The sequence below is a fragment of the Hymenobacter ruber genome (assembly GCF_054783255.1).
Window position 1 is genome coordinate 496533 of the sequence record NZ_BAAGQX010000004.1, and the last position, 25729, is coordinate 522261.

Genomic DNA, 25729 nt, shown 5'->3' on the forward strand with positions numbered 1-25729 from the left:
AAAAGAAGATGGCTACGAAGCGCGATTATTACGAGGTATTAGGCATTACCAAAACGGCGGAAGGCGACGTTATCAAGTCGGCTTACCGCAAGATGGCCATCAAGTACCACCCCGATAAAAACCCCGACGACCCCACGGCCGAGGACAAATTCAAGGAAGCCGCCGAGGCGTATGAAGTCCTTAGCAACGCCGACAAGCGGGCGCGCTACGACCGATACGGCCATCAGGGCATGGGCGGCGGTGGCGGCGGTGCCCAGAACATGGAGGACATCTTCTCGCAGTTCGGCGATATTTTCGGCGGTGGCGGGGGCTTCGAGGGCTTCTTTGGGGGCGGGCGCCAGGGCGGTGGCCGGCGCCAGAAGAAAGGCTCGAACCTGCGCATCAAGCTGAAGCTTGATTTGGAGGAAATTGCCAACGGCGTCGAGAAGAAAATCAAGGTGAAGCGCTACGTGGCTTGCACGCCGTGCAGTAGCACTGGCGCTAAAAACGGCACCGACCTCAAAACCTGCGCCACTTGCCAGGGTTCGGGCCAGACTAAGCGCGTGGTGAACACCATGCTCGGCCAGATGGTGAGCAGCAGCACCTGCCCTACCTGCAACGGCGAGGGCAAAACCATTGTGAGCACCTGCGACGTGTGCAAAGGCGAAGGCCGCCAGCTGCACGAGGAAGTAATTCCCATCAATATTCCTGCCGGCGTGGCCAACGACATGCAGCTGAGCATGAATGGCAAAGGCAACTTCCCCGAGCGCGGCGGCGTGCCCGGCGACCTACTCATCCAGATTGAGGAGGAGCCGCACGAATTCCTGAAGCGCGACGGCAACAACATCATGTTCGAGCAGTACATCTCGTTCGTGGATGCCGCGCTGGGCGCGAGCCTGGAAGTGCCCACCATCGAGGGCAAAGTGAAAATAAAGGTGGACCCCGGCACCCAGCCCGGCAAAATCCTGCGCCTGCGCGGTAAGGGTATCAAGGACCTGAATGGATACGGCCGCGGCGACCAACTCATTCACCTCAATGTCTGGACGCCCAAAAACGTGAGCAACCAGGAGCGCGAGCTGCTGGAGAAGCTGCGCGATTCGGACAACTTTACGCCGCATCCCGGCAAGAACGAGAAAGGCTTCTTCGAAAAAGTGAAGGAATATTTCGCGTAATACTTGATTAGAGAGTTTTTAAAAACCCCGTCTGGCCGTTGGTCAGGCGGGGTTTTTTATTTGCTATATGGGACAATTGTAGTTCTTGCGGAAATTTTCACTGACGGCTGTAATGCTATGCCGCAAGTGACGATTCACTCCCTGAAAAACTCCTACCCCAAGCATGGCCGCCGCCACCCCGTCTGCTGATTTTGTTGCCGCGCTGCACGAGTACCAGCCGCTGCTGCGGCGCGTGGCCCGGCTGTATTGCCAGGATGCCGACGACCGCCAGGACTTGTTCCAGGAAATGGTGCTGCAGCTGTGGCGGGCGTGGCCGCGCTACGTGCCCCAGCCGGGGGCCAAGCTCAGCACCTGGCTCTACCGCATTGCGCTGAACGTGGCTATCTCGAACCTGCGCCAGCGCACCCGCCGTCCGGCCCCGAGCGAGCTGGATGCCGAAGCGCTGGCCGTGGCCCAGGCCCCGGAAACGGGCTTCGATGCCGACGACCGTGCCCAGCTCTACCGGGCTATTGGCCGCTTGTCGGAGGTCGATAAAGCATTTGTGCTGCTTTATCTTGAAGACCGGACTTATGAAGAAATGGCTGACATTCTTGGTATTACCCAAAATAATGTGCGCGTGAAAATGCACCGCGTGCAGGAAAAACTTCGCTCGCTTTTAGTCCCCGCCGCCTGATGGAACTCGATGACCTTCGCCGCCAGTGGCAGCAGCCCGCGCCAGCCGATGCGCCCGCCCCGCTCGACGCGGCGGCCCTGACGCGGCTGCTGGCCCGGCAGTCCGATGGCATTCTTGACAAATTGCGCCGGAGTGCCCGGCTGGAGCTGTGGGCCAACATTGGCATCGTGGCAGGGGCGCTGGCCTTGGCCGGGCTGGCGCAGGCGCTCTGGCTGCAAGTAGCAGGTGGCGTGCTGGCGGCCATCGGGGCCGTGTGCATCGTGTACCTGTACCGGAAGTTGCACCTGCTGCGCCGCATGGACGACCCCGCCGCCGACCTGCGCGCCCACCTGCTGCGCCTCGACGGGGGCCTGCGCGCGCTCATTCGCTTCTACTACCGCTTCACGCTGGCCATGCTGCCGGTGGGCGGGCTGCTGAACGTGCTGATGGTGGTGTCGACTTCGAAGCGCGAAATCGGGCTGACTTCCGGGTTCGGCATTGCGCTGGTGCTGGGCTTGGTGGTGGTGCTGCCGGCGTTGCTCTACCTGCCGGTGGCCAGCCTGACGCGCCGTTACCTGCAACGTCTCTACGGCCAGCACCTCGACCGTCTCGAAGCGAGCCTGCACGAGCTGGCCGAACCCGGGCCCGCTGCCACTACCTAAACCGCCGGGCCCATTCATCCGCCTTATTCACCGCTTGGGGACGGTTTGCAGCCGTTTGGCTCCCGGCTTCTGGCAAGTAGCTGAAGCCCGCAATACATTTGCCCAGCTTCATTCTTCTAAATTTAACCCACCAACCCTTCTTTCTGTGAAACCAATACTGGAAGCCATTGACGTGCGGAAGGCCTACGCCAACCACGTCGCCCTCTCGGGCGTGAGCCTGGAAATTCCCGAGGGCAGCATCTTCGGCTTGCTCGGGCCCAACGGCGCGGGCAAAACCTCGCTCATCCGCATCATCACTCAGATTACGGGGGCCGATGAGGGCGAAATCCGCTTCCGCGGCGAGCGGCTGAACCCGAGCCACATTGCCCAAATCGGCTACCTGCCCGAGGAGCGCGGCCTCTACAAAAAGATGAAAGTGGGCGAGCAGCTGCTCTACCTGGCCCAGCTGCGCGGCCTGAGCCGGGCCGATGCCACGGCGCGCATCAAGCAGTGGCTGAATCGTTTCGATATAAAGGAGTGGGCCGGTAAAAACGTGGAAGACCTCAGCAAGGGCATGCAGCAGAAGGTGCAGTTCATTGCCACGGTGCTGCACGACCCCAAGCTGATTATTCTGGACGAGCCGTTCTCAGGCTTCGACCCCATCAATGCCAACCTGATTAAGGACGAGATTCTGGAGCTGCGCAACCAGGGTGCCACCATCATTTTCTCAACGCACCGCATGGAATCGGTGGAGGAAATGTGCGACAATATTGCCCTCATCAACCGCTCGCGCAAGGTGCTGGACGGGCCGATTGGCGTGATTCGAAACCAGTTCAAGACCAATACCTACGAGGTGGAGGGCACGGGGCATCCCGTGTTGTCGAGCCCCGATTTTGAGGTGGTGGAACAGAAAAAGCGGGAAAACGACCATTTCTACCTGCGGGTGCAATTGCAGGACGGCGTGCGGCCGAACGACCTGTTGCGCTACCTCATTGGCTCGGCGGGAATTGAAGTGGAAGCCTTCCGCGAGAAAATCCCGAGCATCAACGAGATTTTCATCCGGCGCGTGAGCGAAACCATGCCCGAAACCCTCCTCGAAACTGCTAACGCACTGCTTTAATCATTCGTCATGGCCTCCAAATTCTTACTCATTGCCCAACGCGAGTACCTGAGCCGCGTTCGCAAAAAAGCCTTTATCGTTCTCACGCTGGCCGTGCCGCTGCTGCTGGCAGGGTTCGGCTTCGTCATCGCCAAAATGGCGAGCTCCGACAACGACACCACCGATGTGATAGAAGTGCGCGACGACTCCGGCCTGAACGTGGCCAGCCGCCTGGTGAGCACCCCACAGCTACGCTTCGAAACCACCACCGGCACGCTGGCCGATGCCAAAAAGGGCTTCCAGAAAGCCAAGCACGACGGCTTGGTGTACCTGCCCGCCGGCCTCGACGTGGAAAAGCCCGTGGGCGTGCAGTTTTTCGGCAAAGGCAACATCAGCCTGAAAAAGCAGTCGGCCGTGGAATCGGCGCTCAATAAGGCGTTTTCGGACCTGAAAATGCAGAAGTCCGGCCTCACCCAGGACCAGCTCGACCGCCTGCGCTCGCAGGTGGACTTGCAGGCCGTGAGCCTTGATGAGACCGGCAAGGAGGCCAACAGCAACGCGCTGGCCACCTCGGGCATGTCCTACGCGCTGGCGCTGGCTATTTATATGTTCATCTTCATCTACGGCGTGCAGATTATGCGCGGGGTGGGGGAGGAGAAGTCGAGCCGCATCATGGAAGTGATGCTGTCGTCGGTGAAGCCGTTTGATTTGATGATGGGCAAGATTGTGGGCATCGCGGCGGTGGGCCTCACGCAGTTTCTGCTGTGGGGCGTGCTCTCGTTCGGGGTAAGCTCGGTGGTGATGCCCCTGCTGACGGGCAAGGACAAGCCCAAGACCGAAGTGGCTGCCGGTACCTCGGCCGCCGGCGCTACCGCCACGGTGGTTGCCGACGACGAGCCGCGCTCGGCCACCCAGCGCTTCGACCAGGGCACCCAGCAAGGGGCGGCCCAGGCCAACCCGGCCGGCCGTTTCAGCTTCTTCAACACCCTGGCCGAGCTGCCGCTGGGCACCATTCTGTTCGGCTTCATCGTCTACTTCCTGGGCGGCTACCTGCTGTACGGGGCGCTGTTCGGGGCCGTGGGCGCGGCCGTAGACGACCAGACCGACACCCAGCAGTTCATGTTTCCCATCACCATGCCGCTTATCCTGAGCTACATTGTGGGCGTGTCGGTTATCCTGCGCAATCCCGACGGGCCGGTGGCTTTCTGGATGTCGATGTTCCCGCTGACTTCGCCCATTGCCATGGTCATCCGCCTGCCGTTTGGCGTGCCAATGTGGCAGCTGGGGCTGTCCATTTTCCTGCTCATTCTGGGCTTTCTGGGCACGGTGTGGGTGGCGGCCCGCATCTACCGCGTGGGTATTCTGATGTACGGTAAGAAGGTGACGTACAAGGAGCTGGGTAAGTGGATGTTTTATAAGGGGTAGAGCGCTGGGGGAAATTAAAGAACGTCATGCTGAGCGCAGTCGAAGCACCTCTACCGCAATGGTAATCCAATCAACAGGATTTACTTCCTCTGTAGAGATGCTTCGACTGCGCTCAGCATGACGTTCTTTGTTATTATCGTCTATGCCTTGTTTCATGCGTTTCCTTCGCCTTGCCAGTCTCTTTTTACTGCTCTTTAGCCTCGCCAGCTTCGTTAGCGACCGGCCCGCCTACCGGCTTTTCACCGCCGCCGGCTCGCCCGCCGACTACGACCAAATGATGCAGGAGCTGGCTCAGGCCGATGTGGTGCTTTTCGGCGAGCAACACAACGACGCCCTCGCCCACTGGCTGGAGCTGCAAGTAGCCAAGGACCTGCTGAAGCTGAAAAAGCCCGGCCAGCTGGTGCTGGGCCTGGAGATGTTTGAGCGCGACGTGCAGCCGCTGGTGGCCCAGTACGCCGCCGGCACGCTGGCCGATACGGCCTTCGAGCGCCAGGCCCGCCCGTGGCCCAACTACGCCACCGACTACCGCCCGCTGCTGCTCTTCGCCCGCGAAAACCACCTGCCCGTCGTCGGCACCAACGCCCCGCGCCCTTTCGCCAAAGTCGTGGCCCAGCGCAGCCTCACTGCCCTCGACAAGCTGCCTGCCAATGACCGCGCCCTGCTCGCGCCGCTGCCGCTGAAAGTTGATTACGACCTGCCCGGCTACAAAAACATGGCCGCCATGTTTGGCGGCGATGGCAAAGCCCACGGTGGCGGAGCCCAGAACATCATTCAGGCCCAGGCGCTGAAGGACGCCACCATGGCTCACTTCATCCAGACCAGCCTCGCGCCTGGCCAAACCATGCTGCACCTCAACGGCAGCTACCACTCCGACCACCACGACGGCATCGTGGCCTGGTTGCACCAGAACGCGCCCAAGCTCCGCGTGAAAACCATCAGCGTAGTTACCCAGGAGCAGCTGCTGACGCTGGAAAAGGAGCAGATGAACGTGGCCGACTACGTGGTGGTGGTGCCGGCCGATGCCGCCAAAACTTACTAAAAAACAGGGAGCCCAGTACTCATTGGCCCATGAAAATTCGCGAAGCCCAAGTAGCCGATATTTCGCAGATGTCTGAAATCCGGCTGTCGGTAAGGGAAAATGCGCTCAGTAATCCGGCACTCGTGACGTATGACGACTACGTGGAATACCTCACGCGGCGCGGCAAAGGCTGGGTGGCCGAAGTAGACGGGCAGTTGGCGGGCTTCGCCATTGCCGATTTGCAGGGCCACAGCGTCTGGGCGTTGTTTGTCCATCCCAATTTTGACCGGAAAGGCATTGGCCGCGCCCTGCACGACACTATGCTGGCCTGGTATTTTGGCCAAACCACCGAGCCCGTGTGGCTAAGCACCGCACCGGGCACGCGCGCCGAAGGCTTCTACCGCCGGGCCGGATGGCGCGAAACCAACCGTACTGCCAGCGGCGAAGTGCGGTTTGAGCTAATCGAATGGAAGTAGCAAGTATAAAAAATAATAGATATTTTATTATGTTTGCCTGATTAAGAAACCTAACTCTTATGCCCAATACTGACCCCCAAAAAAGTGCCCTGTTTCAGCAAGTGGCCGAGACGCTAAAGCAGCAAGGTTTCACAATTGACAAGGAAGACCCGACGCGCCCGTGGGGCGGGTTTTTCGTGATTGATGAAGCCCAGGCCCAGGAATTTGCCAATACCTATTTCGACGGCCTGTTGGTGGACAGCCTGCGGATTTCGGGCCGCTTGAGCCCGAAAATCCTCGTGGTGGCCCCGCACCAGCGGCTCAGTTGGCAGTACCATCACCGCCGCGCCGAAATCTGGCAGGTGGTGCAGGGCCCCGTGGGCGTGGCCACCAGCGAAACCGATGAGCAAGGCGAAGTGAAAAGCCTGCAGGTGGGCGAGCGCATCATCCTGCGCCAGGGCGAGCGCCACCGCCTCGTGGGCCTGAAAGACTGGGGCATCCTGGCCGAAATCTGGCAGCACACCGACGCGCATAACCCATCGGATGAGGATGACATCGTGCGCGTGCAGGATGATTTTGGTCGCTAGGGGTCGGCGAATCAGAAAGAAAAAAGCACGTCATGCTGAGCGCAGCCGAAGCATCTCTACTGCAATGGTAATCCTTTCAATTGGGTTTACTGCTGCGGTAGAGATGCTTCGGCTGCGCTCAGCATGACGTTTTACTTTATTGCGTCTCCTTTACTCGGCCTCCTCGCTGGGTTTTACCTTTTTCATGGCTTCAGCCAGCGACTGCTGAAGCTTGGCGCCGGAGTCAGCCGGCGCTTTTTCGCTGATGTTGTACTGCTTTTGCAGCCGTTCCCATTCCTCAATGGCGATGAAAACGCCGGTGATTTTGCCTTTGTCGTCGGAGAGATATTTAACGTCCATGCGTGGTGGGGTTAGCGTAGTTGGATGGCGTTGAAGGTAAGCCCGGCGCGGGCTTACTGGCCGGGATGATAGGTTCTTTCGGCGTGGGCCTTCACGTCTTCGGGATAAAAACGCACCTCCTTGAAGCGGCCGTTGCAGTATAAATCGGCTTGGTCGGTGAAGTGCGGCGTGCCGGGCCGGCTGGTCTGCCCGCCCGTAACCACGGAGCGCGCCACGATGCGCGGCCCGAATTCCACCACGGCCACGAAGCTGTTGCCTACGTTGCCGTAGCGTTTTTTAGTGCCAGGATAAGCCCGCGCCCCAAACGCGGCCAGCGAGCCCCAGGCCGACGACGTGAACGCCACCGGCCGACTGGGCTGCTGGTCATCATACTTTTCCTCGATGCGGCCGGTAAGGCGTTGGTAGCGGTTTACGTCCCCCCAGGGCATTTTCCAGGTGCCGAAGTCGCGGGTGAGGTCGTCGAGCGTTTCGGTGAGGGTAGCCATTTTTTCGGTGGGCGTGGTATTGGCCAGCGCGAAGCGGGTGAAGCTGATGTAGTCGAGTTGCGGCTGGGCGGCGGGCACGCGGGCGCGGGCTTTGGCCAGCAGCCGCTCGGCCCAATAAATGGCCACGGTTTGGGCCACGGAGTTTTGGGCATAATCATGATTCCAGGCGCGCAGTAACTCGATGGCTTCGGCCACGGCGGGAGCGGCGGCTTTTTCGGCCGAGGTGGGCTGGTAGGCAGCCAGCAGCGGCGGCAGCATGTCGTCGAAGGCCGTTAGGTGCGGGTCGCCGGCTGCCGCAATCAGCGTGTCGAGCGTGAACACGGCTTTGCGGCTTAATACACGCACGGCGTTGAGGCCCCGGTAGTTTTCGGCATCGGGAGCCAGGTATTTGGGGTATCTGGCCGCCAGCGGGCTGCTGGGGCCGGCCACGGTGTAGGGCGTGGAATTACAGTTCTGGATAAAGCCGCTGGCTGGGTTGTGCACCTGCACCAAGTCGCTCACCGGGTGAAAGCCTTGCCACTCGGTAGCCGGGTTGCTGCCGTCCACAGGCTGGCTCCAGTCAAATTTCGGGTCGCGCTTTGGCATGAAGTTGCCGTGCCAGTAGGCGATACTGCCCTTGGTGTCGGCAAAAACGGTGTTGTTGGTGGCGTTGCCGTTCAGCTTCATCACCGTCTGAAAGCTGGCGTAGTCGGTGGCCTTGGTGCGCAGGTAGGACTGTTGTAGGGCGGCCAGCGGCGCGTTCATCATGCGCACCGCCACCCATTGCCCGTCCGATTTCTGGCCCACAATGGGGCCGTGGTGCGTGCGGTAGATGGTGAAGGTTCTGCGCAGGATTTTATCGCCCGATTTGTAGGGCAGCGACACTTGCTGCGCCGTTACGGCCCTGAGCTTCGTGCCGTATTTATAGAAAAAGTTGCCGCCCTTTTCTTCCACCGTTTCGAGGTATTCGTCCATCGAATCAGCCTGGCTGGAAGTGTGCATCCAGCCGCAATGCTCATTAAAGCCTTGATAAATAAAAAACTGCCCCCACGTTACGGCGCCGTAGGCATTCAGGCCCTGCTGGCTCACTATCTGCACTTCGGAGCGGAAATAAAACGAGGTGTGCGGATTAATAAGCAGCAATGCGTGGCCGCTGGCGCTTTTGCCGGGGGCAATGGCAAAGCCATTGGAGCCCACCGGCTCACGGTCGGCCCGGCCGAAGTCGGTATCAATCCACGAGCTCGACTTTTTCTGGCTGTAGAACGCCTTTAGTCGCTCAATGCTCACCACGCTGATATTGCCCCCAATGCTGCCCTCGCTAAACATCAGCGGCATCCAGGGCTGGAAGCGGCGCAGCAGCCGGGGCTGCACGGTGGGGTGGGTGGCCAGGTAGTAGTTGGTGCCGGCGGCGAAAGCATCGAGCAGCTTCTTCATCTCCGCCGGGCACTTCTGGTAGATGGCCAGGGCCTGCGTGCTGTCCATAAACAGGCGGGCGCGCAGGTCGTGGTACAGCGCGGCTTCGCCATCCACCTCAGCCTGCCGGCCAATGGCATCGAGGTAATTGGCCTCCACGCGGTCGAAATCGTCCTCGCATTGGGTATAAAGCAGGCCGAAAACCGCATCAGCATCGGTCTTGCCATAAATGTGTGGCACCCCATACGTATCGCGGATGATGCTCACCTGCCGGGCCTGCTGCTGCCAGCGTGCCAGCTCGGCGGGACTAAATTTTTGCGCCTGAGCTGTCAGGCCGGTAAGTAGCAACAGCAGCGAAAACAACAGACGCATCGGGCTGGGAACAGATGAAACAATCGGCGCGAAAGTAAACGAAAAAGCCCCGGCCGGTAGGCCAGGGCTTTGTGCTATTAAAATCGGAAGAAACTACGCCGAGAACGACGAGCCACAGCCGCAGGTGCTCTTGGCCTGGGGGTTGTTGAAAACGAAGCCACGGGCGTTGAGGCCGTCCTGGAAGTCAACTTCCATGCCCAGCACGTACATGGCGTGCTTTTTATCCATGATGAGCTTCAGGCCGTCGAGGTCGTAGGTTTCGTCGGCATCCTTGGCTTTGTCGAAGCCGAGCAGGTAGCTCATGCCCGAGCAGCCGCCGCCCTGCACACCGATGCGCAGGCCGTAATCGGCCGGGACGTTCTTCTCCTGGATGATGTTTTTCACCTCCACTACGGCGCGGTCGGTGAGGGAAATGGGGGCGAGGGTGGCAACAGCAGCCATAATGAAAAGGCGATTTAGAGAGATGAATGGCAAAGATACGGCAGTATCGGAGCGTAAACAGCAGTTGGGGCCCGGCGGTTCACGGCGTAGTTTTGCGGCCCCACGCACAGCTTTTACAAACCGCTTCGTTTATTATTCGCCGGCTCTGAAGTCTGGCCTAACGCTATGGATTCAACCACCTATTTCTACGAACTGCTCAAAATCATCCTGCCCGCCATCATTGTGGCTGCGGCCATTTATTTGTTATTTAAACAGTTTCTGGAAAAAGAGCAGCAGCGCCGCCTGATTGAGCTGCGCCTCGAAAGCAACAAAACCACACTGCCCCTGCGCCTGCAAGCCTACGAGCGGGTGGTGCTGTTTCTGGAGCGCATCTCGCCCAACAACATCCTCGTGCGCCTGAGCAGCGCCGGCTCCACCGCGCCTGAATTTCACCGCCTGCTGCAACAGGAAATCCGGGCCGAGTACGAGCACAACCTCTCCCAGCAGGTCTACATCTCAGCTGATGCCTGGACGCTGGTAAAGGAAGCCAAAGAAAACGTCCTCACGATGGTCAACCGCGCCTTTCACGGCATCCAGAACCCAGCCCAGGCCCGTGGCACCGAACTCGCCAAGCGCATCCTCGAAGGCCTGATGATGGACGGGGCCGAGCCCACGGCCCAAGCGCTGGCGGTGGTGAAGAACGAGGCATCCGGCTTGTTTTAACGCCTGTCATTGCGAGTGGAGCGCAGCGGAACGCGGCAATCCGTCCTCTGAATGTGATAAACCCTGAGATGTGAAAAGCCCCGGCTCTACAAAGAGTCGGGGCTTTCTATTGAAAAAGACTTTGTCACATTATCAGGTGTCTGGGTTTGAGAGGACGGATTGCCGCGTTCCGCTGCGCTCCACTCGCAATGACAATCAGGGCCTAGGCCGTTACGCTCACTGCCTCAATGGCATTGCGGTAGCATTCCTCATACCGCGGCACAATATTTTCCACCGCAAACTCCTCGGCGCGGGCACGGGCGGCAGCTTTGAAGCGGGGTAGGTTCTCATCATCGAGCACGTAGAGGGCATTTTTTACCATATCGGCCACATCGCCGATGTCGCTAATCATGCCCGTCACGCCGTGTACGTTTAGCTCGGGAATGCCGCCGGCGTTGGTGCTCACCACGGGTACTTCGCAGGCCATAGCCTCCAAAGCGGCAAGGCCGAAGCTCTCGTTTTCCGAAGGCATTAGAAACAGGTCGCCCACACTTAGCACTTCTTCCACCGCTTCGAGCTTGCCCAGAAAACGCAGGTCGCGGTGCACGTCGAGGTCGCGAGCCAGCTTTTCCATACGGTTACGGTCGGGGCCGTCGCCCACGAGCAGCAGCTTGGCCGGAATTTTCTCGCGCACGCCCACAAAAATCCGGAGCACGTCTTCTACACGCTTCACGGTGCGGAAGTTGCTGGTGTGTATCAATAATTTCTCGCCCTCCGGCGCGATGGCGGCCCGGAAGTGGCTTTTCTCCTGCTTCTTGAAGCGGTGCAGGTCAATGAAGTTCGGGATGACCATAATGTCCTTTTCGACGGCGAAATACTGGTAGGTTTCGCGCCGCAAATCGGCCGACACCGATGTCACCCCGTCGCTCTGGTTAATACTGAAGGTTACCACCGGCTCAAAGCTGGAGTCCTTGCCCACGAGGGTAATATCGGTGCCGTGCAGCGTGGTCACCACCGGAATCTGGATGCCGCGCGAGCGCAGAATCTGCTTGGCCATGTAGGCCGCCGAGGCGTGCGGAATGGCGTAGTGAACGTGCAGTACATCAAGCTTTTCGTTCTGCACAATGTCGACCATCTTGCTGGTCAGCGCCAGCTCATAGGGCGGGAACTGGAACAGCGGGTAGGCCGGCACATACACCTCGTGGTAGAAGAGGTTCTCGTTGAAGAAATCGAGCCGCACCGGCTGGCTGTAGGTGATAAAATGCACGCGGTGGCCGCGCTGGGCCAGGGCTTTGCCCAGTTCCGTGGCCACCACGCCGGAGCCGCCAAACGTGGGATAACAAACGATGCCAATGTTCATAGAAGAGCTAACGCGAAAAAGAGCCGCGCGTTCTGCCTAACCGGAAATTGGGCCGGATGTTGGAACGTGACAGCGTTGGCTTTGCTATTCGTTGGTCGACGCCCGCTCTTTTGGTGCCTATTTATTGTCTGCTGTTGATGCGATGCTCATATTTTAAACATAAGGAGCCTGACAAAAGGCCTAAATAATAAAATCGTGATGTTAAAAAAATTAGTAAAATAATATTGCTAATTAAATGAGCTATTTTATATCTTTGTGGCGTTCCGGTCAGCCCATATAATGGAGAAGTAGCTAACCTCAATGGGCAAGACCGGGCATCACTTTTTCATTTCAACCCCTTTATTACCATGCCCCAACTCGTTCCTTACCTCAACTTTTCGGGCAATTGCCGCGAAGCCATGACCTTTTACCAGCAGTGCCTGGGAGGCGAACTGAACATGATGCCTTTCGCTGGCACTCCCGCCGCCGAGCACGTGCCAGCCGCTGCCCAGAATGGCGTGATGCACGCCACGCTACACAGCGGCGACCTGGTCCTGATGGCTTCCGATTCCCCGTTTCAGCCGGTGCAGGATGGGAATGGCAACAACCTCTCGCTCAATTGCCACAGCGAAGAAGAAATCGACCAGCTATTTGCCAAGCTGGGCGAAGGCGGACAAGTGACCATGCCGCTGGCCGACCAGTTTTGGGGAGCCAAATTCGGCATGCTCACCGACCGGTTCGGCAAAAGCTGGATGTTTAACTACGACCGTGTGCAGCCGCAGCAATAGCCGGATGCAGATGCATTCAGTTGTTTGATAGCCAAGGTTTAAAACAAAACGGACCGCTGACTGCAAAGTCAGCGGTCCGTTTCTTTTCCTTAAAAACTATTTCTGTGAAGCCTCTGCCGAAGCTAGTTTCTTGGCATTCTCAGCAGCCAGGGATTTGTAAATAACCTCCTGAATACGCGTGCGGATGTTGTACTGGCGCAGTTTGTTGTTACCGGCATCGGGGTACACACGGTTCGAGAGAAAGATGTAAAGAATATTATTATCCGGGTCCATCCACACGCAGGTGCCCGTGAAGCCGGTGTGGCCGAACGTGCTGGCAGGGGAGAGGTTGCTGGTAGGTCCTTCGGGCTTGCTGGGGTCGCCGTGGTCCCAACCCAGGCCGCGCCGGCTGCCCGCCGTTTGGGGCCGCGCAAACTCCGTCACCACCGGCGACTGGAAGTAGCGGGTGCCGCCGTAGTTGCCGTTTTGCAGGTTCATCTGCATCAGCACGGCCAGGTCGTTGGCGGTGGCGAAGAGACCGGCGTGGCCACCCACGCCACCTACAAGGGCCGCCGTTTGGTCGTGCACCGTGCCTTGCAGTTGCTCGCGGCGGTAGTAAGTATCATTCTCAGTGGGCGCGATGCAGCTTTTGGGAAAGCGTTGCAAAGGGTTGTACGTCATACTGCCCAAGCCCAGCGGACGGTAGAAATTGTCTTCCAAAAAGTTCTCAATCGGCTGTTGCAGAATCTTTTCGCACACCCGCTTCATTACAATAAAGCTCAGGTCCGAATATTCCGTCGGATACCGGTTTTTGATTTTCGGCAGCAGGCCGGAGCGCATGGTCCAGGCCCAGACGGAATCGTCGGCGGCTTTGGTACTGTATTCGCCAGGCGCCACTTCGTTGGGGAAATCGTCGGAGCGGGCGCTGGCATAGAACGCAGACTTGAACTGTCCGTCGCGCAGGGTGCGCTCCCACGTTGGAATGCCGGGCTTGAGGCCGGCTTGGTGCAGCAGTACGTCGCGCACGGTCATGTCGCGCTTGTTGGTGCGAGCCAACTCGGGCAGATAGGTAGCAACCTTTTCTTCGATATTCAGCTTGCCCTGGTCCTTGAGGTACATCACGGCTTGCAGCGTGCCGGCTACTTTGGTCACCGAAGCCAAATCGTACAATGTGCTACTGGTCACGGGCTGCGACTGGTCATAGGTGCAGTAGCCGTAGCTCTGGTCGAACACCACAGTGCCATTTTTCGCTACCAAAACCTGGCAGCCGGGGGCGGCAGCGTAGGTCTGGCTTTCGAGGGCAATGTTGTCAATCTGAGCCAGCACCCGCGAGCTCAGGCCCTGGCTTTCGGGCACGGCGTAGCGCAGGCGGTGCAGGTCGGAGGTGGCAATGCCGAGGTTGGTTTTGAGGGTGGGGGACACCGTAACGGGCAGTTTGCCCCGCGCCGGCAATGCGCCAAACAGCACCTGTGGTACCACCAGTTGCGCCGCGTAATGGTCTTCGTAGCCACAAACCAGCGTGCGGGCATCTTCCAGAAACTTCAGCGAATAGGCATTGCCCATTGCCACTACCACCGTTTTGATGCGCTTGTTGGCCTCCAGCTGTTTGATAAATTTCAGTGCTCCATCACCGATGCCATAATTATGGCTGGGCGTGTTATTCATGGCGTGCAGGCTCACCACCACCACGTTATACCCTTGCAAACGGCTGCTGATGCGGGCAAATGTGCTATCGGGCGCGTATCGGTCGGGCACAGCGTACACCGGGCCGGGCTGGTACTTATTGAAAATGGTAGCATACGGACCCTCCGCCTGCGTGCCGATGGTGATGGCCGCAATCCGCAACGTATCGAGCCGTTGGAAGGGGAGTAGCTTATCGTCGTTTTTGGCAACGGTCACCGCGTGCTCAAAAATGCTCTGCGATAATACTTTCGAGGCCGGCAGGTTCAGGCTGTCGCGCATGGTGCGCAGGTTCACGGGTTGGTAGTGGTTCAGGCCGGCCCAGTATTTGGCCCGCAGTATTTTCTTCACGCGGAAGTCCAAATCATTCTGCGTGAGCTTGCCAGCCGCCACTGCCTCGCGGATGCGCAGCAAGGCCGAAGGCACGTCTTCCGAAAACAGCAGTACGTCGTTGCCCGCAGCCAGAGCCAAGGCGTCTAGTTCACCGTCTTTGTAGAGCTTGCTCACACTCTTCATGTTAAGCGCATCGGTGAACACCAAGCCTTTAAAGCCCATTTTATCCTTCAGCAGGTCCGTTACCAGCGCGTGCGAAAGGGTGGTGGTTTTGGCATCCGTCGTATCAAACAGCGGCATATAAAGGTGGGCCACAATCACGCCCATCACGCCCGCCTCGAACGACCGTTGGAACGGCACCAAATCCACCTTCGTGAGGCGGGCCATGTCCGTATTGATGACCGGCAGCGAAACGTGCGAGTCAGTGTCAGTATCGCCGTGGCCGGGGAAGTGCTTGGCCACGGCCATCACGTTATTGTCCTGCAAGCCCTTGATATACTGGATGCCCAGTGATGCCACGCGGTTCTGGTCCTCGCCAAACGAGCGGTTGCCAATGACGGGGTTGCCGGGGTTGGAGTTCACGTCGAGTACCGGGGCGAAGTCGATATGCACGCCCAGGGCCCGCATTTTGCGGGCAATGTCGCGGCCCATCTGGTACACGTACTTGGGGTCGTCCATGGCGCCCAGCGTCATCTGCTTGGCGAAGTGGGCCGAAGAGTCGAGACGCATGTCGAGGCCCCACTCGGCGTCCATGGCGATGAGCAGCGGCACCTTGGCGGCGGCTTGCAGGCGGTTGGCCATCAGGGCCTGGCGCTTGGGGCCGCCCTGCATAAACATTACGCCGCCAATGCCCTGGTTGCGTACTAGCCGCTCAATACGCTCAACGTGGCTGCGGTCTTTGTTGGAATACGCGGCCACCATGAACAACTGGCCCAGGCGCTGGTCGGGCGTGAGGGCGTTGAAAACGCTATCGACCCAGGCCGTCTCGACCGGGCCGGATGGCAGCGGGTCGGCGGGCAGTTTTTTTACTTCGGCAAACGACAGCAACAGTCCCGCCGCCAACAGCAGGGCTGCCATGGTAAGCTGGAAAGGGATGCGCATCAGCCCCGTAGGGTTGGTGTGTTGGTTCAAGGGGCAAACGGGCCGCGGGGGCCGTACTTTTGTCGTGAGTAACAACGGAACCCGCCGGCCGGGTTTGGAGGTTCCAAACCTGGGCAGCTCCGGCGCGAAACTCAACGGTGCGAGCCGTAAAATTTCGCTTTGGAACTCCGCTATTTAGCCGCAAAGGTACGCAACAAACCCCCGCGCGGGTTCATAACGCGGCCATTTTGTGGTTATTGTTGGGCACGTTTCCGCTTGTTTACGTGCTGATTAGCTCTTTTCGTTTCTTCGGCGCGCGTCATCGCCCGCGCTACTGCTTATGCCCGATATCATTCACCTACTTCCCGAATACCTCGCCAACCAGATTGCGGCCGGCGAGGTGGTGCAGCGTCCCGCCTCGGTGGTGAAGGAGTTGTTGGAAAATGCCGTCGACGCCGGTGCCACCCAAGTTCAACTCATTGTGAAAGAGGCCGGCAAGCAGCTGGTTCAGGTAGTGGATAACGGGGCGGGCATGAGCCCCACCGATGCCCGCATGAGCCTGGAGCGCCACGCTACCAGTAAAATCCGCTCGACCGAAGACCTGTTCAAAATTCGCACGCTCGGCTTCCGGGGCGAGGCGCTGGCCAGCATCGCCGCCGTGGCCCAGGTCGAAATCCGCACCAAGCAGCCCGAGCAGGATACCGGCACCTTGATTCTGGTAGAAGGCTCACAAATCACCAGCCAGCAGCCCACCGCCTGCCCGGATGGCACCAGCATCGCGGTCAAAAATCTGTTCTTTAACGTGCCCGCCCGGCGCAACTTCCTCAAGAGCAACGCCGTGGAAATGCGCCACATTCTGGACGAGTTTCAGCACGTGGCGTTGGCCAATCCGCAGATTGCCTTTTCGCTGTATCAAAATGAATTGGAAGTGTTTGGCCTGCCGGCCGGCAAGCTGAGCCAGCGCATTGTGGCGCTGCTGGGCAACGGCTACAAGGAGCAGCTAGCGGCCTGCGAGGAGGTGACGCATTCCATTTCGGTGCGCGGTTTCGTGGGCAAGCCGGAGTCGAGCAAGAAAAGCCGGGGCGACCAGTTTTTCTTCGTGAACAACCGGTTTATTCGTTCGGCTTACCTCAACCACGCCGTGCTGGCGGCTTACGAAGGCTTGCTGGCCCGCGACACGCACCCGTTCTACGTGCTGTTTCTGGAGCTCGACCCCAAGGCGATTGACATCAACGTGCACCCTACCAAGACAGAAATCAAGTTCGAGGACGAAAAAACCGTGTATGCCGTGGTGCGCGCTGCCGTGAAGCAGAGCCTGGGCCTGCACAACATCGCGCCCTCGCTGGACTTCGATGGCGACGTCAACTTTGCACCCATCCGCCCGCTGCGGGCCGGCAAGGGCACCGGCGGCGTCCCCACCGAAGCCGACGACCACCTGCCCGCCGCCACCCCGCTGGCCCGCGCCGCCAGCTCCGACGGCTACCGCCCCGACGACCTGGCCGCCGCTGCCCGCACCTCCAGCAATTCCGGTTTCTCCAGCTTCAACGCCGAAACCCGCCGCGACGGCTTCGAGCGTCAAGCGCCGCCGCGCCCCACCGAACAGGCCCGCCGCGAGCTCGAAGCCTTCTACCGCGAGCTGGGCCAGCCCGTGCGCGACAACGCGAGCATCGACGCCGTCACGGTTCGCAGCTTTGAAACACCCGCGCCGGCGGTGCCTAGCGAAACTTTCGCCGCTGGTTTTCCCGTGCGAGACGTTGCGGCGAGCAGTCCAGCCGAACTTTCGCTGGGGCTGAATCTGCCTGAAGTACCGGCCAGCCGGACCACGCCGGCCCGTGAGAGCGGCGCGGGCAGCCGTGCCGTGCAGGTGCAACAGCGCTTCGTGCTGGTGCCGGTAAAATCAGGTGTGCTGCTGATTGACCAGGAGGCGGCCCGCGAGCGTATTCTTTATGAGCAATACCGGCAGGAGCTGGGCCGGGCCGTGGGCACGTCGCAAACGCTGCTGTTTCCGCGCACGGTCACGTTTTCGCCGGCCGACTTCGCCGTGTTGCGCGAGCTTACCGAACCGCTGCACGCGCTGGGCTTCATCTTTAATGAGTTTGGGCCAAGCACCATTGCCGTGGAAGCCATCCCGGCCGGGATGCCCGCGCAGGATGAAAAGGAACTGCTGGAAAGCCTTATTGAGCAGTTCCGGACTACGGCCGGCCCGCTCAAGCTCGACCAGAGTGAAAGCCTGGCCCGCGCCCTGGCCCGCCGCGTAGCCGCCGGCACCGCCGCCACCCGTCTACCCGAATCCGAACTCAACGCGCTGGCCGACCGCCTCTTCGCCTGCCAAACCCCCGGCTACACCCCCGACGGCCGCAAAACCCTCGTACTCCTCGATGGCCAGCAGCTGGCCGACTTCTTCCGTAAATAAGGCTCGACCGCGAAGCTCTCGCGGTACCTACTTTCGCTGCATGTTCAATCTCACTCCCACGGTTCGCAATTTGTTGATTGCGAACGTTCTGTTTCTCGTTGCCCAGCAAAGTCTGTTGCCGCTCATCACTCAGGTCGGCAGTTTGTACCCTATCGGCTCGCCGTACTTTTTCCCCTGGCAGTTCTTTACCTATATGTTCCTGCACGCCGGCTGGGGGCACTTGATTTCCAATATGTTCGGCCTGATTTCCTTCGGGCCGCTGCTGGAGCAGCGCTGGGGGGCGTCGCGTTTTCTCACCTTCTGGCTGATTTGTGGCGTGGGGGCTGGCCTGCTCTACGAAGGAGTGCGTGGCTACGAAATGCACAAGATGGAAGTGGCGCGGCAGGAGTTTCACCAGTCGCCCACCGGTGGGGATTTTGCCAACTTTTTCCGCTCTTATTTTCCTGATGCCACCGGCTACGAAAGCCTCGCCGGCGCGCTGGAGCGCAACCCGCAAAACCAGGAATACATCAATGCCGCCACTAAGGCCGTGGACGGTGCCGTAATCGAAACAATTGAATCGCGCAACGGAGGCATGCTGGGTGCTTCGGGGGCTTTGTTCGGCATCCTGTTCGCTTTCGCCTACCTCTTTCCCAACACGGAGTTGATGCTACTTCTCTTTCCGTTTCCCATCAAAGCGAAGTATTTTGTGTTCCTGTACGCCGTGTATGAGCTCTACAATGGGGTGCACCGCACCCCCGGCGACAACGTGGCCCACTTTGCGCATCTTGGCGGGTTGCTGATTGGCTTCATCGTCCTCAAATTCTGGGAGCGCGGCCGGGAACGGTTTTACTAAGGATTGGTTGTTAAAATGACCGGGCCGCGCGAGCGGCAAATCCGTTTAATTCGTAGCATCAGTTTACTTCCCGATACGTGCCATGAGCATCGTTCAAGACATCCGCACCGCCTTCAGCCAGCGCGACAATGCCCTCATGCAGCTCATTATGCTCAATGTGCTGGTGTTTGCGGGCCTGATTGTGGTGCAGGCCGTGATGACCATCACCAGCAGCAGCGGCTATTTTCCGCTGTTGCTGCGCCAGTTCGAGCTGTCGTCGGCGCTGCCGGAGTTCATCCGCCACCCCTGGACCGTCCTCACCTACGCTTTCACGCACACCACCTACCAGAAAAGCTTCTTCGACGGCCTGCTGCACATCCTGTTCAACATGTTGAATCTGTACTGGTTCGGGCAGCTCATCCGCGAATATCTCGGTAACCGCCGGCTTGTGAGCATCTACATTCTGGGGGCGCTGGCCGGTGCGGCCTTCTTCCTGCTCAGCTTCAACCTGATTCCGGCTTTCCAGCCCGGCCTGGGCAGCCCCATGAACGGGGCCTCGGCGGCGGTTTCGGCCATCATCGTAGCCGCGGCCACGCTGCTGCCCGACTATACGTTCATGGTCATTCTCATCGGCCCGGTCAAAATCAAGTGGATTGCGGCCGTCGTGATTCTGCTCTCGCTCGCCGGCCTCAGCGGTGGTAATCCGGGCGGCATGATGGCCCACCTGGGCGGAGCCTTGCTGGGCTTCGTATTCATCAAGCAGTTGCAAAGCGGGCGCGATTTGGGCCGGCCGGTGCAGGCCGTCGGCAATTGGTTTAGCCGTCTAAGCAGCCCGCGGCCGGCCATGCGCGTGAGCAGCAGCACGCGCCGCCCCGAGCCCGTGGCTGCTTCCTCCATGAGCAGCAGCAAGAAGCCCAACGCCCCCGGCCAGCCCATGCAGGACGAAATCGACAGCATTCTGGACAAGATTTCGCGTTCCGGCTACGAGAGCCTGAGTAAAGAGGAAAAGCAAAAGCTCTTCCGCGCCAGCCAGCAGTAACCGGCGGAGCTTACGCGCTACGCAACCAGGCTTTGGCTAGTTCTACGTCCTGAAACAGCCGTATTTCGAATTGGTGGCCCACCCGCGTCACCATTTCGGCGGCCGAGGCCTGGCCGAAAATGCCCGGCGAGACAATGTGCGCGAAACGCTTCAAGCCCAGCACCATCACCTGCGGCATCCAATTCTCGGCAATCCAATCATTAGCCGAACTCCATGAGCCGATGACTTCGCGGTTGTCGTTCAGCATGTGGGCGCACCGGTTTTCCCGCAGAAAATCAATGGTCGCCTGACAGCCCTGAATGACCTTTTCGGTGGGTAGTACGCCCGTCCAGTTATTGTAAATCCACTGATTGGCCGCATCGAATTCGATGGTTAAGAATACCTTGTCGAACGAATTGGTCAGGGATTTCTTCATGGGGTAGCCGGCCGGGTGAGTGAGAATATTGCAAGGTAAGAATATTTTAAAGCAAATTCGAGGTTGATTTGGGTATGCTCGGTGGCGGTATTTGGAGGTAAGAGGGCTTGGGCTTCATTGCCATATATTTACCAGCTCCTGATTAGCTACCCCTGATTTCGCCTGCATTCATGTTTTCTGCCGCTCGTATTCTGGCCATTCGCAAAAGCAAAGGTTTCTCGCAGGAACTGCTGGCCGAGCAATCGGGCGTTAGCCTGCGCACCATTCAACGGGTCGAGCAGGGCGAAACCGTGCCGCGCGGCCACACCATTCAAGCCCTCGCCACCGCTCTCGAGGTCCCACTTAATGCCCTGTTAACTGCGCCCACGCTCGTTGCTGAGCCGGCCATTGCGCTTGCGCATATGCTTTCGTCCAAGTGGCCTGAGTCACCGCCACCTGCTACGCCTGCGTCCCCCGCGACCCCCTCGTTGCCCGCCGACCCGCAAGTACTGGAACTGCTCAACCTGAGCGCGCTGTGCCTGCTGATATTTCCATTTCTCAACCTGCTAGTGCCTTATCTGCTCTGGCGCAAGCATCGCCACGACACCGCGCACGCCGCCGAAGTGGGCCGGCGGGTCGTCGGGTTTCAGGTGCTGTGGCAGGCGGCCAGCTTCTTCAGCTACCTGATGGTGCTGCTGCTGCAAGCGGCCATGTTCTTCTATTTCGGCGTAGCATTGAAAGGAGTATTTCTCGCCGTCTTCGTACTTACCTACTTGGTCAATATTGGAACAGTAGGCTACAACCAGTTGCGGCTGCGCCAAGGCCGGCTCGACATATACCCTATCCGGCTATAGTTTGAGGTGAACAATACTTGCTTATTATCAATTAGTTAAACGAAATGGCGGCAAAATGACGCCCCAATGACGCAGGAGCCCAGGGAGGGGCCATGGTAGGTTTGACCCGTCAACCACCGCCAACTCCTGCCTCATGAAAGTCCTTGCCAAAACCCTGCTGGCCATCTTCGCCCTGTTCGCTTTAAGCGGCGTCGGTGGTTACTTCTACTTCCGCAAGCAGTTCCAGGCCCCGGCCAATCAGCTAGCGGTTTCGCAGCTGCCTGCCACCACTGCCTTCGTTTGGGAAGCCGATACTACCCACCACTTGGCCCACGCGGCGCTGCTGGTGCCCGTCAGCGTGCCCGGCTGTCCGCGCACCTGCTACCTGCAGTTCGATACCGGCGCTCCGTACACCCTGCTCAAGTCTAACGCGCTGGAAGTTCTGCGAGCGAACTTTCCCGCTACCCGCGCCGCACTGCAGGCTCAAGCTGATACCGTTCACAACTTGCAGTTTGCTCTAGGTCAGGGCCAAGTGCTGGCCCGCAAAATCTGGGTGCGGCCCTATGCCAACGCTACCCAACTGCCCTCCAACCCCAACGAGCCCTTTATTATCGGCACCCTCGGCACGGACATTTTCGATGGCCGCGTATTGGTCATCGACTACGCCCGACAGCGCTTCTCGCTGAGCGATAGTGTCCCCGACAGCCTATTGCGCCGCGCCGCCTTCGTGCCCATGAGCTTCAAAGAGCGGCGGGTGTTGCTGCGTGTGGGCTTGCAGGGCCAGCCACAGGAGTTGATGTTCGACTCGGGTAGCAGTGCCTTCGCCCTGCTCACCGCGCCCGCCAACTGGCAGCAAATGGCCCAGCCGGCCGCCACGGCTCAGTCGGTTCCGGTGAATTCCTGGGGCAAAACCCTGACCGCGCACACTATAGCTACCACCGCCGCCATGCAGTTTGGCGCGGCTACCGTGCCGCTGGGCACAGTCACTTACATCGACGGCACCACATTCATGCAGCGCACGCTAACACGTTTTTCGGGCATGGGCGGCATGCTGGGCAACGCACCTTTCAGCCAGCACACCATTATTCTGGATGCGAAGGCTGGGCGGTTTGGGGTGATATCGCGTTAGGGTTGAATACTTTTCTCAGTAGATGTCATACTTGATATCGGAGCGGTTATGAGTATAGAAGTAGGCATAATTCGCACACATTTCCTCCCAGCCCGCTTCGGTAGCAAACTTCTCCCGCATCACATCTTCCCAAGCCAGTCGCATCTGCCGGGCACATACCAACGGCCTGACCTGTCCCACACCTGTCCCCAGTCCCGGCACTGCAACACCTTGTATTTTTTCCTGTATCAGTTCGCCAGTGGCCAGCCGACCGTAGCGGAGTAACTGTAAAATGGCTTTCATGGCCAGATACACGTTGGGACCGCGCGTAATGGTCATAGGGGTGCGCATCGTGGGAGCGGCAATCAGGTATGGGAAGTTCGTGCTGCCAGTCGGTATGACTTCGGCCTGTCCGACCAGCAACTCCCCATAGTGTTTCTCTCTGATAATACGCTGCAGGTCTTTTTCCAAGTGCCATCCCAGGTTTTTAGAGATGGCGAAGTCCAGCCCGCCATTCATGTAGCCGAAGCTGTTTGCGGGGCTGATGAGCGCATCAGCCGGGTAGTCGAAGATGGAACCGAGACGAACGGTGACCTGCGGCACGTCGGAAAAAACTTTTCCCCAGGCGTCGGTTACTTCTGGGTTTGTATCAATCAGGTTTAGGTGCTTGAATAGAATTTAGCCAGCAAGATACTGGCTTACATTGATATCCAAACAAAAAGCCCCGCCAGAATATCCAGCGGGGCTTTTCAATTCTTAACCAGCAGGCCTTAAGCGGCTGGGGCAGCGCTCATTTTGTCGAGCGCGTCCATCACCTCTTTCACGTGGCCGCGCGAGGTTTCGAGCAGCGCTTTCTCTTCGTCGTTGAGCTGCAGTTCAATCACGCGCTCCACGCCGTTTTTGCCGAGGATAACCGGGGCACCGAGGTACACGCCGTTGATGCCGTACTCGCCTTGCAGCTCCAGGCACACGGGGAACACGCGGCGCTGGTCGCGCACGATGGCTTCCACCATTTGGGCCGCCGCTGCGCCGGGCGCGTACCAAGCAGAAGTGCCCATCAGCTTCACCAGCTCGCCGCCGCCCACGGCGGTACGCTGCACGATGGCGTCAAGCTTCTCTTTGGAAATCAGTTCGGTAACCGGGATGCCGCCCACGGTGGTGTAGCGGGGCAGGGGCACCATGGTGTCGCCGTGGCCACCCATGAGGACGGCCTGAATGTCTTTCGGACTCACGTTCAGGGCTTCGGCCAGGAAGGCGCGGTAGCGGGCCGTGTCAAGGATGCCGGCCATGCCGAATACTTTTTCGCGGGGCAGCTTGGCGGTGAGGTGGGCTTGGTAGGTCATCACGTCGAGCGGGTTGCTCACCACGATGATGATGGCGTTGGGGGAGTGGGCCACCACCTGCTCGGTCACCGATTTTACGATGCCAGCGTTGGTCGCAATCAGGTCGTCGCGGCTCATGCCGGGCTTGCGGGGCAGGCCCGAGGTAATCACCACCACATCCGAACCAGCGGTGCGGGCGTAGTCGTTGGTCACGCCCACGGTGCGGGAATCGTAGCCGATAATCGGAGCTTTCTGCCAGATATCGAGGGCTTTGCCTTCGGCGATGCCTTCCTTAATGTCAACCAGAATAATTTCGTTGGCAATTTCACGGGTGGCGAGCACATCGGCGCAGGTTGCGCCTACGTTGCCGGCTCCGACTACGGTAACTTTCATAGAAAAAGAATTGGGGGGTTGGAGTTTCGCGGGTAAAAGTACGGCACGACTCGCAACTACCGCACCCGTAGCGTGGACTCTGCGAGTCCGCGCAGCGCGTGGTCCGCGTGTGGTCCGGGCGCGGACTCGCAGAGTCCACGCTACATGCGCTGAACGGTTAGCACGCGCTCAGAGGTTTCTTCCACCTTAAACCGGTCATCCACACGCCAGCCCACCACCCAGCAGATTTTGCCATCGGCGGAGGTGAGTACGCGCACGTCATCTTTTAAGTTGAGCGGCACTTTCTGGTCGATAAGAAAATCGCTGAGCAGCTTTTTGCCTTTCATGCCGAGGGGCATAAACCAGTCGCCTTCCTGCCATTTGCGCAGCGTGAGGGGAAATTTAATTTTATCGGCATCGAGCGCGGCCGTGCTTTTCGAGCGCGGAATGATGAAGTGTCGGGCATCGTCGTGCAACTCGGCTTTCAGGCGCATGCCGTCGGCTAGTAGGTCCGTCTGGCCCGCTGCCAACTGGAACGTGCCAAACTGCGAAGTGCGGCGCGGCGTGATAACTAGGTTTTCCCGGTCTTTCACCAGCCGGTGCGTGGGCGAGTCAAACCGCCGGCCACTCTCGCCGTCGAAAGCCGCCACAATGTCCTTCACCACCAACCACGAAAAGCCAAATGGCCGCAAAATCTCGTGCAGCACAAGGGCCGTGGCCGCCGTTTTTTGCAGGGTTCTGATGTTCAGGTACGTCACTTCGGCCTCGTCGCGGCGGGCCTGGGCGGCGGTTTCCTCCACGTAGCGGCGCACGATTTCCTCGGCCCCTCCCACGCGCTCGGCGGTGGCGTGCATGGTCTGGTCGAGGTTGGGGTTGATTTCGCGCAGCACGGGCAGCACCTCGTGGCGGAGCAGGTTGCGCTGGTACACGGGGCTGTCGTTGCTGTCGTCTTCGCGCCAGCGCAGGCCGCGCTCCACTAGGTATTCGTGCAGGTCGTCGCGCCCCAGGCCCAGCAGCGGCCGGATGATGTGGCCGTTTTTCACCTGAATACCGTGCAGGCCGGCCAGTCCGGTGCCGTGCGTGAGGTTCAGAATCATGGTTTCGGCCTCGTCGCGCTGGTGGTGGGCCGTGGCGATGTAAGCCAGGCCCTGCGCCTGCCGCACCTGCTCAAACCAGCGGTAGCGCAGGAAGCGGGCGGCCATCTGGGTCGAAATGCCTTCCTGCTCGGCGTAGGCCTTGGTCTGGAAAAATTCGGCGAAGTAGGGGAGGCCGTACTGTTTGGCCAGCTTGCGCACAAATTGCTCGTCGGCGTCGGCATCTTCGCCCCGCAGCCCGAAGTGGCAATGCGCCACCGCCACCTGCGCGCCCAGCTTGTGCAGCACGTCCAGCATCACCACCGAATCGAGCCCGCCGCTGACCGCGACCAGAATGGGGTCGTTTTCGATGGAAAATAGATTGTTTTCTTCAATGAAGCGGCGAACGGATTCCAGCATGATG

General features: G+C 59.4%; 24 protein-coding genes. 15 read left to right on the top strand and 9 right to left on the bottom strand.

Translation table 11 applies throughout. The features are described 5' to 3' along the window. Window positions 1–8: 8 nt before the first annotated feature. The 8 genes from dnaJ to ACYVM5_RS12690 all read left to right on the top strand — a co-directional run bounded on the left by dnaJ (window position 9) and on the right by ACYVM5_RS12690 (window position 7028). Window positions 9–1151, top strand: coding sequence for a molecular chaperone DnaJ (gene dnaJ, locus ACYVM5_RS12655; RefSeq protein ID WP_460618475.1), 1143 nt, complete (start codon window positions 9–11; stop codon window positions 1149–1151). Between the two features lie 163 nt (window positions 1152–1314). After that, a complete protein-coding gene (locus ACYVM5_RS12660) occupies window positions 1315–1824 on the top strand; it encodes an RNA polymerase sigma factor (protein ID WP_460618476.1) in 510 nt (169 codons plus the stop codon). Next, the gene (locus ACYVM5_RS12665) at window positions 1824–2465 is read left to right on the top strand and encodes a hypothetical protein (protein WP_460618477.1); all 642 of its coding nucleotides are present in this window, start codon (window positions 1824–1826) and stop codon (window positions 2463–2465) included. Before ACYVM5_RS12660 ends, ACYVM5_RS12665 begins: the two co-directional genes overlap by 1 nt. Window positions 2466–2610: 145 nt before the next feature. Continuing rightward, on the top strand, window positions 2611–3564 hold the full coding sequence (locus ACYVM5_RS12670) for an ABC transporter ATP-binding protein (protein WP_460618478.1): 954 nt from the start codon (window positions 2611–2613) through the stop codon (window positions 3562–3564). A 9-nt stretch (window positions 3565–3573) separates the two neighbouring features. Then, complete coding sequence (locus tag ACYVM5_RS12675) at window positions 3574–4968, top strand: ABC transporter permease (RefSeq protein ID WP_460618479.1); 1395 nt, start codon at window positions 3574–3576, stop codon at window positions 4966–4968. Window positions 4969–5122: 154 nt separating this feature from the next. Continuing rightward, window positions 5123–6007, top strand: a complete 885-nt coding sequence (locus ACYVM5_RS12680) for a ChaN family lipoprotein (protein ID WP_460618480.1) — start codon at window positions 5123–5125, stop codon at window positions 6005–6007. A 29-nt stretch (window positions 6008–6036) separates the two neighbouring features. Beyond that, the gene (locus ACYVM5_RS12685; protein ID WP_460618481.1) at window positions 6037–6462 is read left to right on the top strand and encodes a GNAT family N-acetyltransferase; all 426 of its coding nucleotides are present in this window, start codon (window positions 6037–6039) and stop codon (window positions 6460–6462) included. A gap of 59 nt (window positions 6463–6521) precedes the next feature. After that, the gene (locus ACYVM5_RS12690) at window positions 6522–7028 is read left to right on the top strand and encodes a cupin domain-containing protein (RefSeq protein WP_460618482.1); all 507 of its coding nucleotides are present in this window, start codon (window positions 6522–6524) and stop codon (window positions 7026–7028) included. Between the two features lie 150 nt (window positions 7029–7178). Here the strand turns inward: ACYVM5_RS12690 and ACYVM5_RS12695 are convergent, their stop codons facing one another. The 3 genes from ACYVM5_RS12695 to ACYVM5_RS12705 form a co-directional block, all read right to left on the bottom strand. Next, window positions 7179–7367 (bottom strand): hypothetical protein, encoded by a 189-nt coding sequence (locus ACYVM5_RS12695; RefSeq protein ID WP_342300892.1) that lies wholly within the window; start codon window positions 7365–7367, stop codon window positions 7179–7181. A gap of 53 nt (window positions 7368–7420) precedes the next feature. Beyond that, window positions 7421–9616: a penicillin acylase family protein gene (locus tag ACYVM5_RS12700; RefSeq protein WP_460618483.1), complete on the bottom strand. Its 2196-nt coding sequence runs from the start codon at window positions 9614–9616 to the stop codon at window positions 7421–7423. A 93-nt stretch (window positions 9617–9709) separates the two neighbouring features. Beyond that, window positions 9710–10057, bottom strand: coding sequence for a HesB/IscA family protein (locus tag ACYVM5_RS12705; RefSeq protein ID WP_198066873.1), 348 nt, complete (start codon window positions 10055–10057; stop codon window positions 9710–9712). Between the two features lie 165 nt (window positions 10058–10222). On the opposite strand from ACYVM5_RS12705, the gene ACYVM5_RS12710 reads away from it, so the two are divergent. Next, on the top strand, window positions 10223–10759 hold the full coding sequence (locus tag ACYVM5_RS12710; RefSeq protein WP_460618484.1) for a DUF7935 family protein: 537 nt from the start codon (window positions 10223–10225) through the stop codon (window positions 10757–10759). A 202-nt stretch (window positions 10760–10961) separates the two neighbouring features. Here the strand turns inward: ACYVM5_RS12710 and bshA are convergent, their stop codons facing one another. After that, the gene (gene bshA / locus ACYVM5_RS12715; protein WP_460618485.1) at window positions 10962–12098 is read right to left on the bottom strand and encodes an N-acetyl-alpha-D-glucosaminyl L-malate synthase BshA; all 1137 of its coding nucleotides are present in this window, start codon (window positions 12096–12098) and stop codon (window positions 10962–10964) included. 347 nt (window positions 12099–12445) lie between these two features. Here bshA and ACYVM5_RS12720 point away from each other — a divergent pair, with 347 nt between their 5' ends. After that, window positions 12446–12865 carry a VOC family protein gene (locus ACYVM5_RS12720; RefSeq protein WP_460618486.1) on the top strand — a complete coding sequence of 140 codons (420 nt, stop codon included), beginning with the start codon at window positions 12446–12448 and terminating at the stop codon, window positions 12863–12865. Window positions 12866–12961: 96 nt separating this feature from the next. On the opposite strand, the gene ACYVM5_RS12725 is transcribed toward ACYVM5_RS12720, so the two are convergent. Then, the gene (locus tag ACYVM5_RS12725; RefSeq protein WP_460618487.1) at window positions 12962–15988 is read right to left on the bottom strand and encodes a glycoside hydrolase family 3 N-terminal domain-containing protein; all 3027 of its coding nucleotides are present in this window, start codon (window positions 15986–15988) and stop codon (window positions 12962–12964) included. Window positions 15989–16277: 289 nt separating this feature from the next. Here ACYVM5_RS12725 and mutL point away from each other — a divergent pair, with 289 nt between their 5' ends. The 3 genes from mutL (at window position 16278) to ACYVM5_RS12740 (ending at window position 20203) form a co-directional block, all read left to right on the top strand. Then, window positions 16278–18350 carry a DNA mismatch repair endonuclease MutL gene (gene mutL, locus ACYVM5_RS12730; protein WP_460618488.1) on the top strand — a complete coding sequence of 691 codons (2073 nt, stop codon included), beginning with the start codon at window positions 16278–16280 and terminating at the stop codon, window positions 18348–18350. A gap of 40 nt (window positions 18351–18390) precedes the next feature. Continuing rightward, window positions 18391–19185 (top strand): rhomboid family intramembrane serine protease, encoded by a 795-nt coding sequence (locus ACYVM5_RS12735; RefSeq protein WP_460618489.1) that lies wholly within the window; start codon window positions 18391–18393, stop codon window positions 19183–19185. An 82-nt stretch (window positions 19186–19267) separates the two neighbouring features. Next, window positions 19268–20203 carry a rhomboid family intramembrane serine protease gene (locus ACYVM5_RS12740; protein WP_460618490.1) on the top strand — a complete coding sequence of 312 codons (936 nt, stop codon included), beginning with the start codon at window positions 19268–19270 and terminating at the stop codon, window positions 20201–20203. Between the two features lie 10 nt (window positions 20204–20213). Here ACYVM5_RS12740 and ACYVM5_RS12745 read toward each other — a convergent pair whose 3' ends face one another. Further along, window positions 20214–20618, bottom strand: coding sequence for a hypothetical protein (locus ACYVM5_RS12745; protein WP_460618491.1), 405 nt, complete (start codon window positions 20616–20618; stop codon window positions 20214–20216). Between the two features lie 170 nt (window positions 20619–20788). Here ACYVM5_RS12745 and ACYVM5_RS12750 point away from each other — a divergent pair, with 170 nt between their 5' ends. Both ACYVM5_RS12750 and ACYVM5_RS12755 read left to right on the top strand, forming a co-directional pair. Next, on the top strand, window positions 20789–21451 hold the full coding sequence (locus ACYVM5_RS12750) for a helix-turn-helix domain-containing protein (RefSeq protein ID WP_460618492.1): 663 nt from the start codon (window positions 20789–20791) through the stop codon (window positions 21449–21451). A gap of 133 nt (window positions 21452–21584) precedes the next feature. Further along, window positions 21585–22559 carry a hypothetical protein gene (locus tag ACYVM5_RS12755; protein WP_460618493.1) on the top strand — a complete coding sequence of 325 codons (975 nt, stop codon included), beginning with the start codon at window positions 21585–21587 and terminating at the stop codon, window positions 22557–22559. A gap of 15 nt (window positions 22560–22574) precedes the next feature. Here the strand turns inward: ACYVM5_RS12755 and ACYVM5_RS12760 are convergent, their stop codons facing one another. The 3 genes from ACYVM5_RS12760 to tilS all read right to left on the bottom strand — a co-directional run bounded on the left by ACYVM5_RS12760 (window position 22575) and on the right by tilS (window position 25725). Further along, window positions 22575–23141, bottom strand: coding sequence for a macro domain-containing protein (locus tag ACYVM5_RS12760; protein WP_460618494.1), 567 nt, complete (start codon window positions 23139–23141; stop codon window positions 22575–22577). A gap of 167 nt (window positions 23142–23308) precedes the next feature. Continuing rightward, entirely contained in the window at window positions 23309–24253 is a 945-nt protein-coding gene (gene mdh / locus ACYVM5_RS12765; protein ID WP_198066863.1) for a malate dehydrogenase, read from the bottom strand. A 140-nt stretch (window positions 24254–24393) separates the two neighbouring features. Then, window positions 24394–25725 (bottom strand): tRNA lysidine(34) synthetase, encoded by a 1332-nt coding sequence (gene tilS, locus ACYVM5_RS12770; protein WP_460618495.1) that lies wholly within the window; start codon window positions 25723–25725, stop codon window positions 24394–24396. Window positions 25726–25729 lie beyond the last annotated feature (4 nt).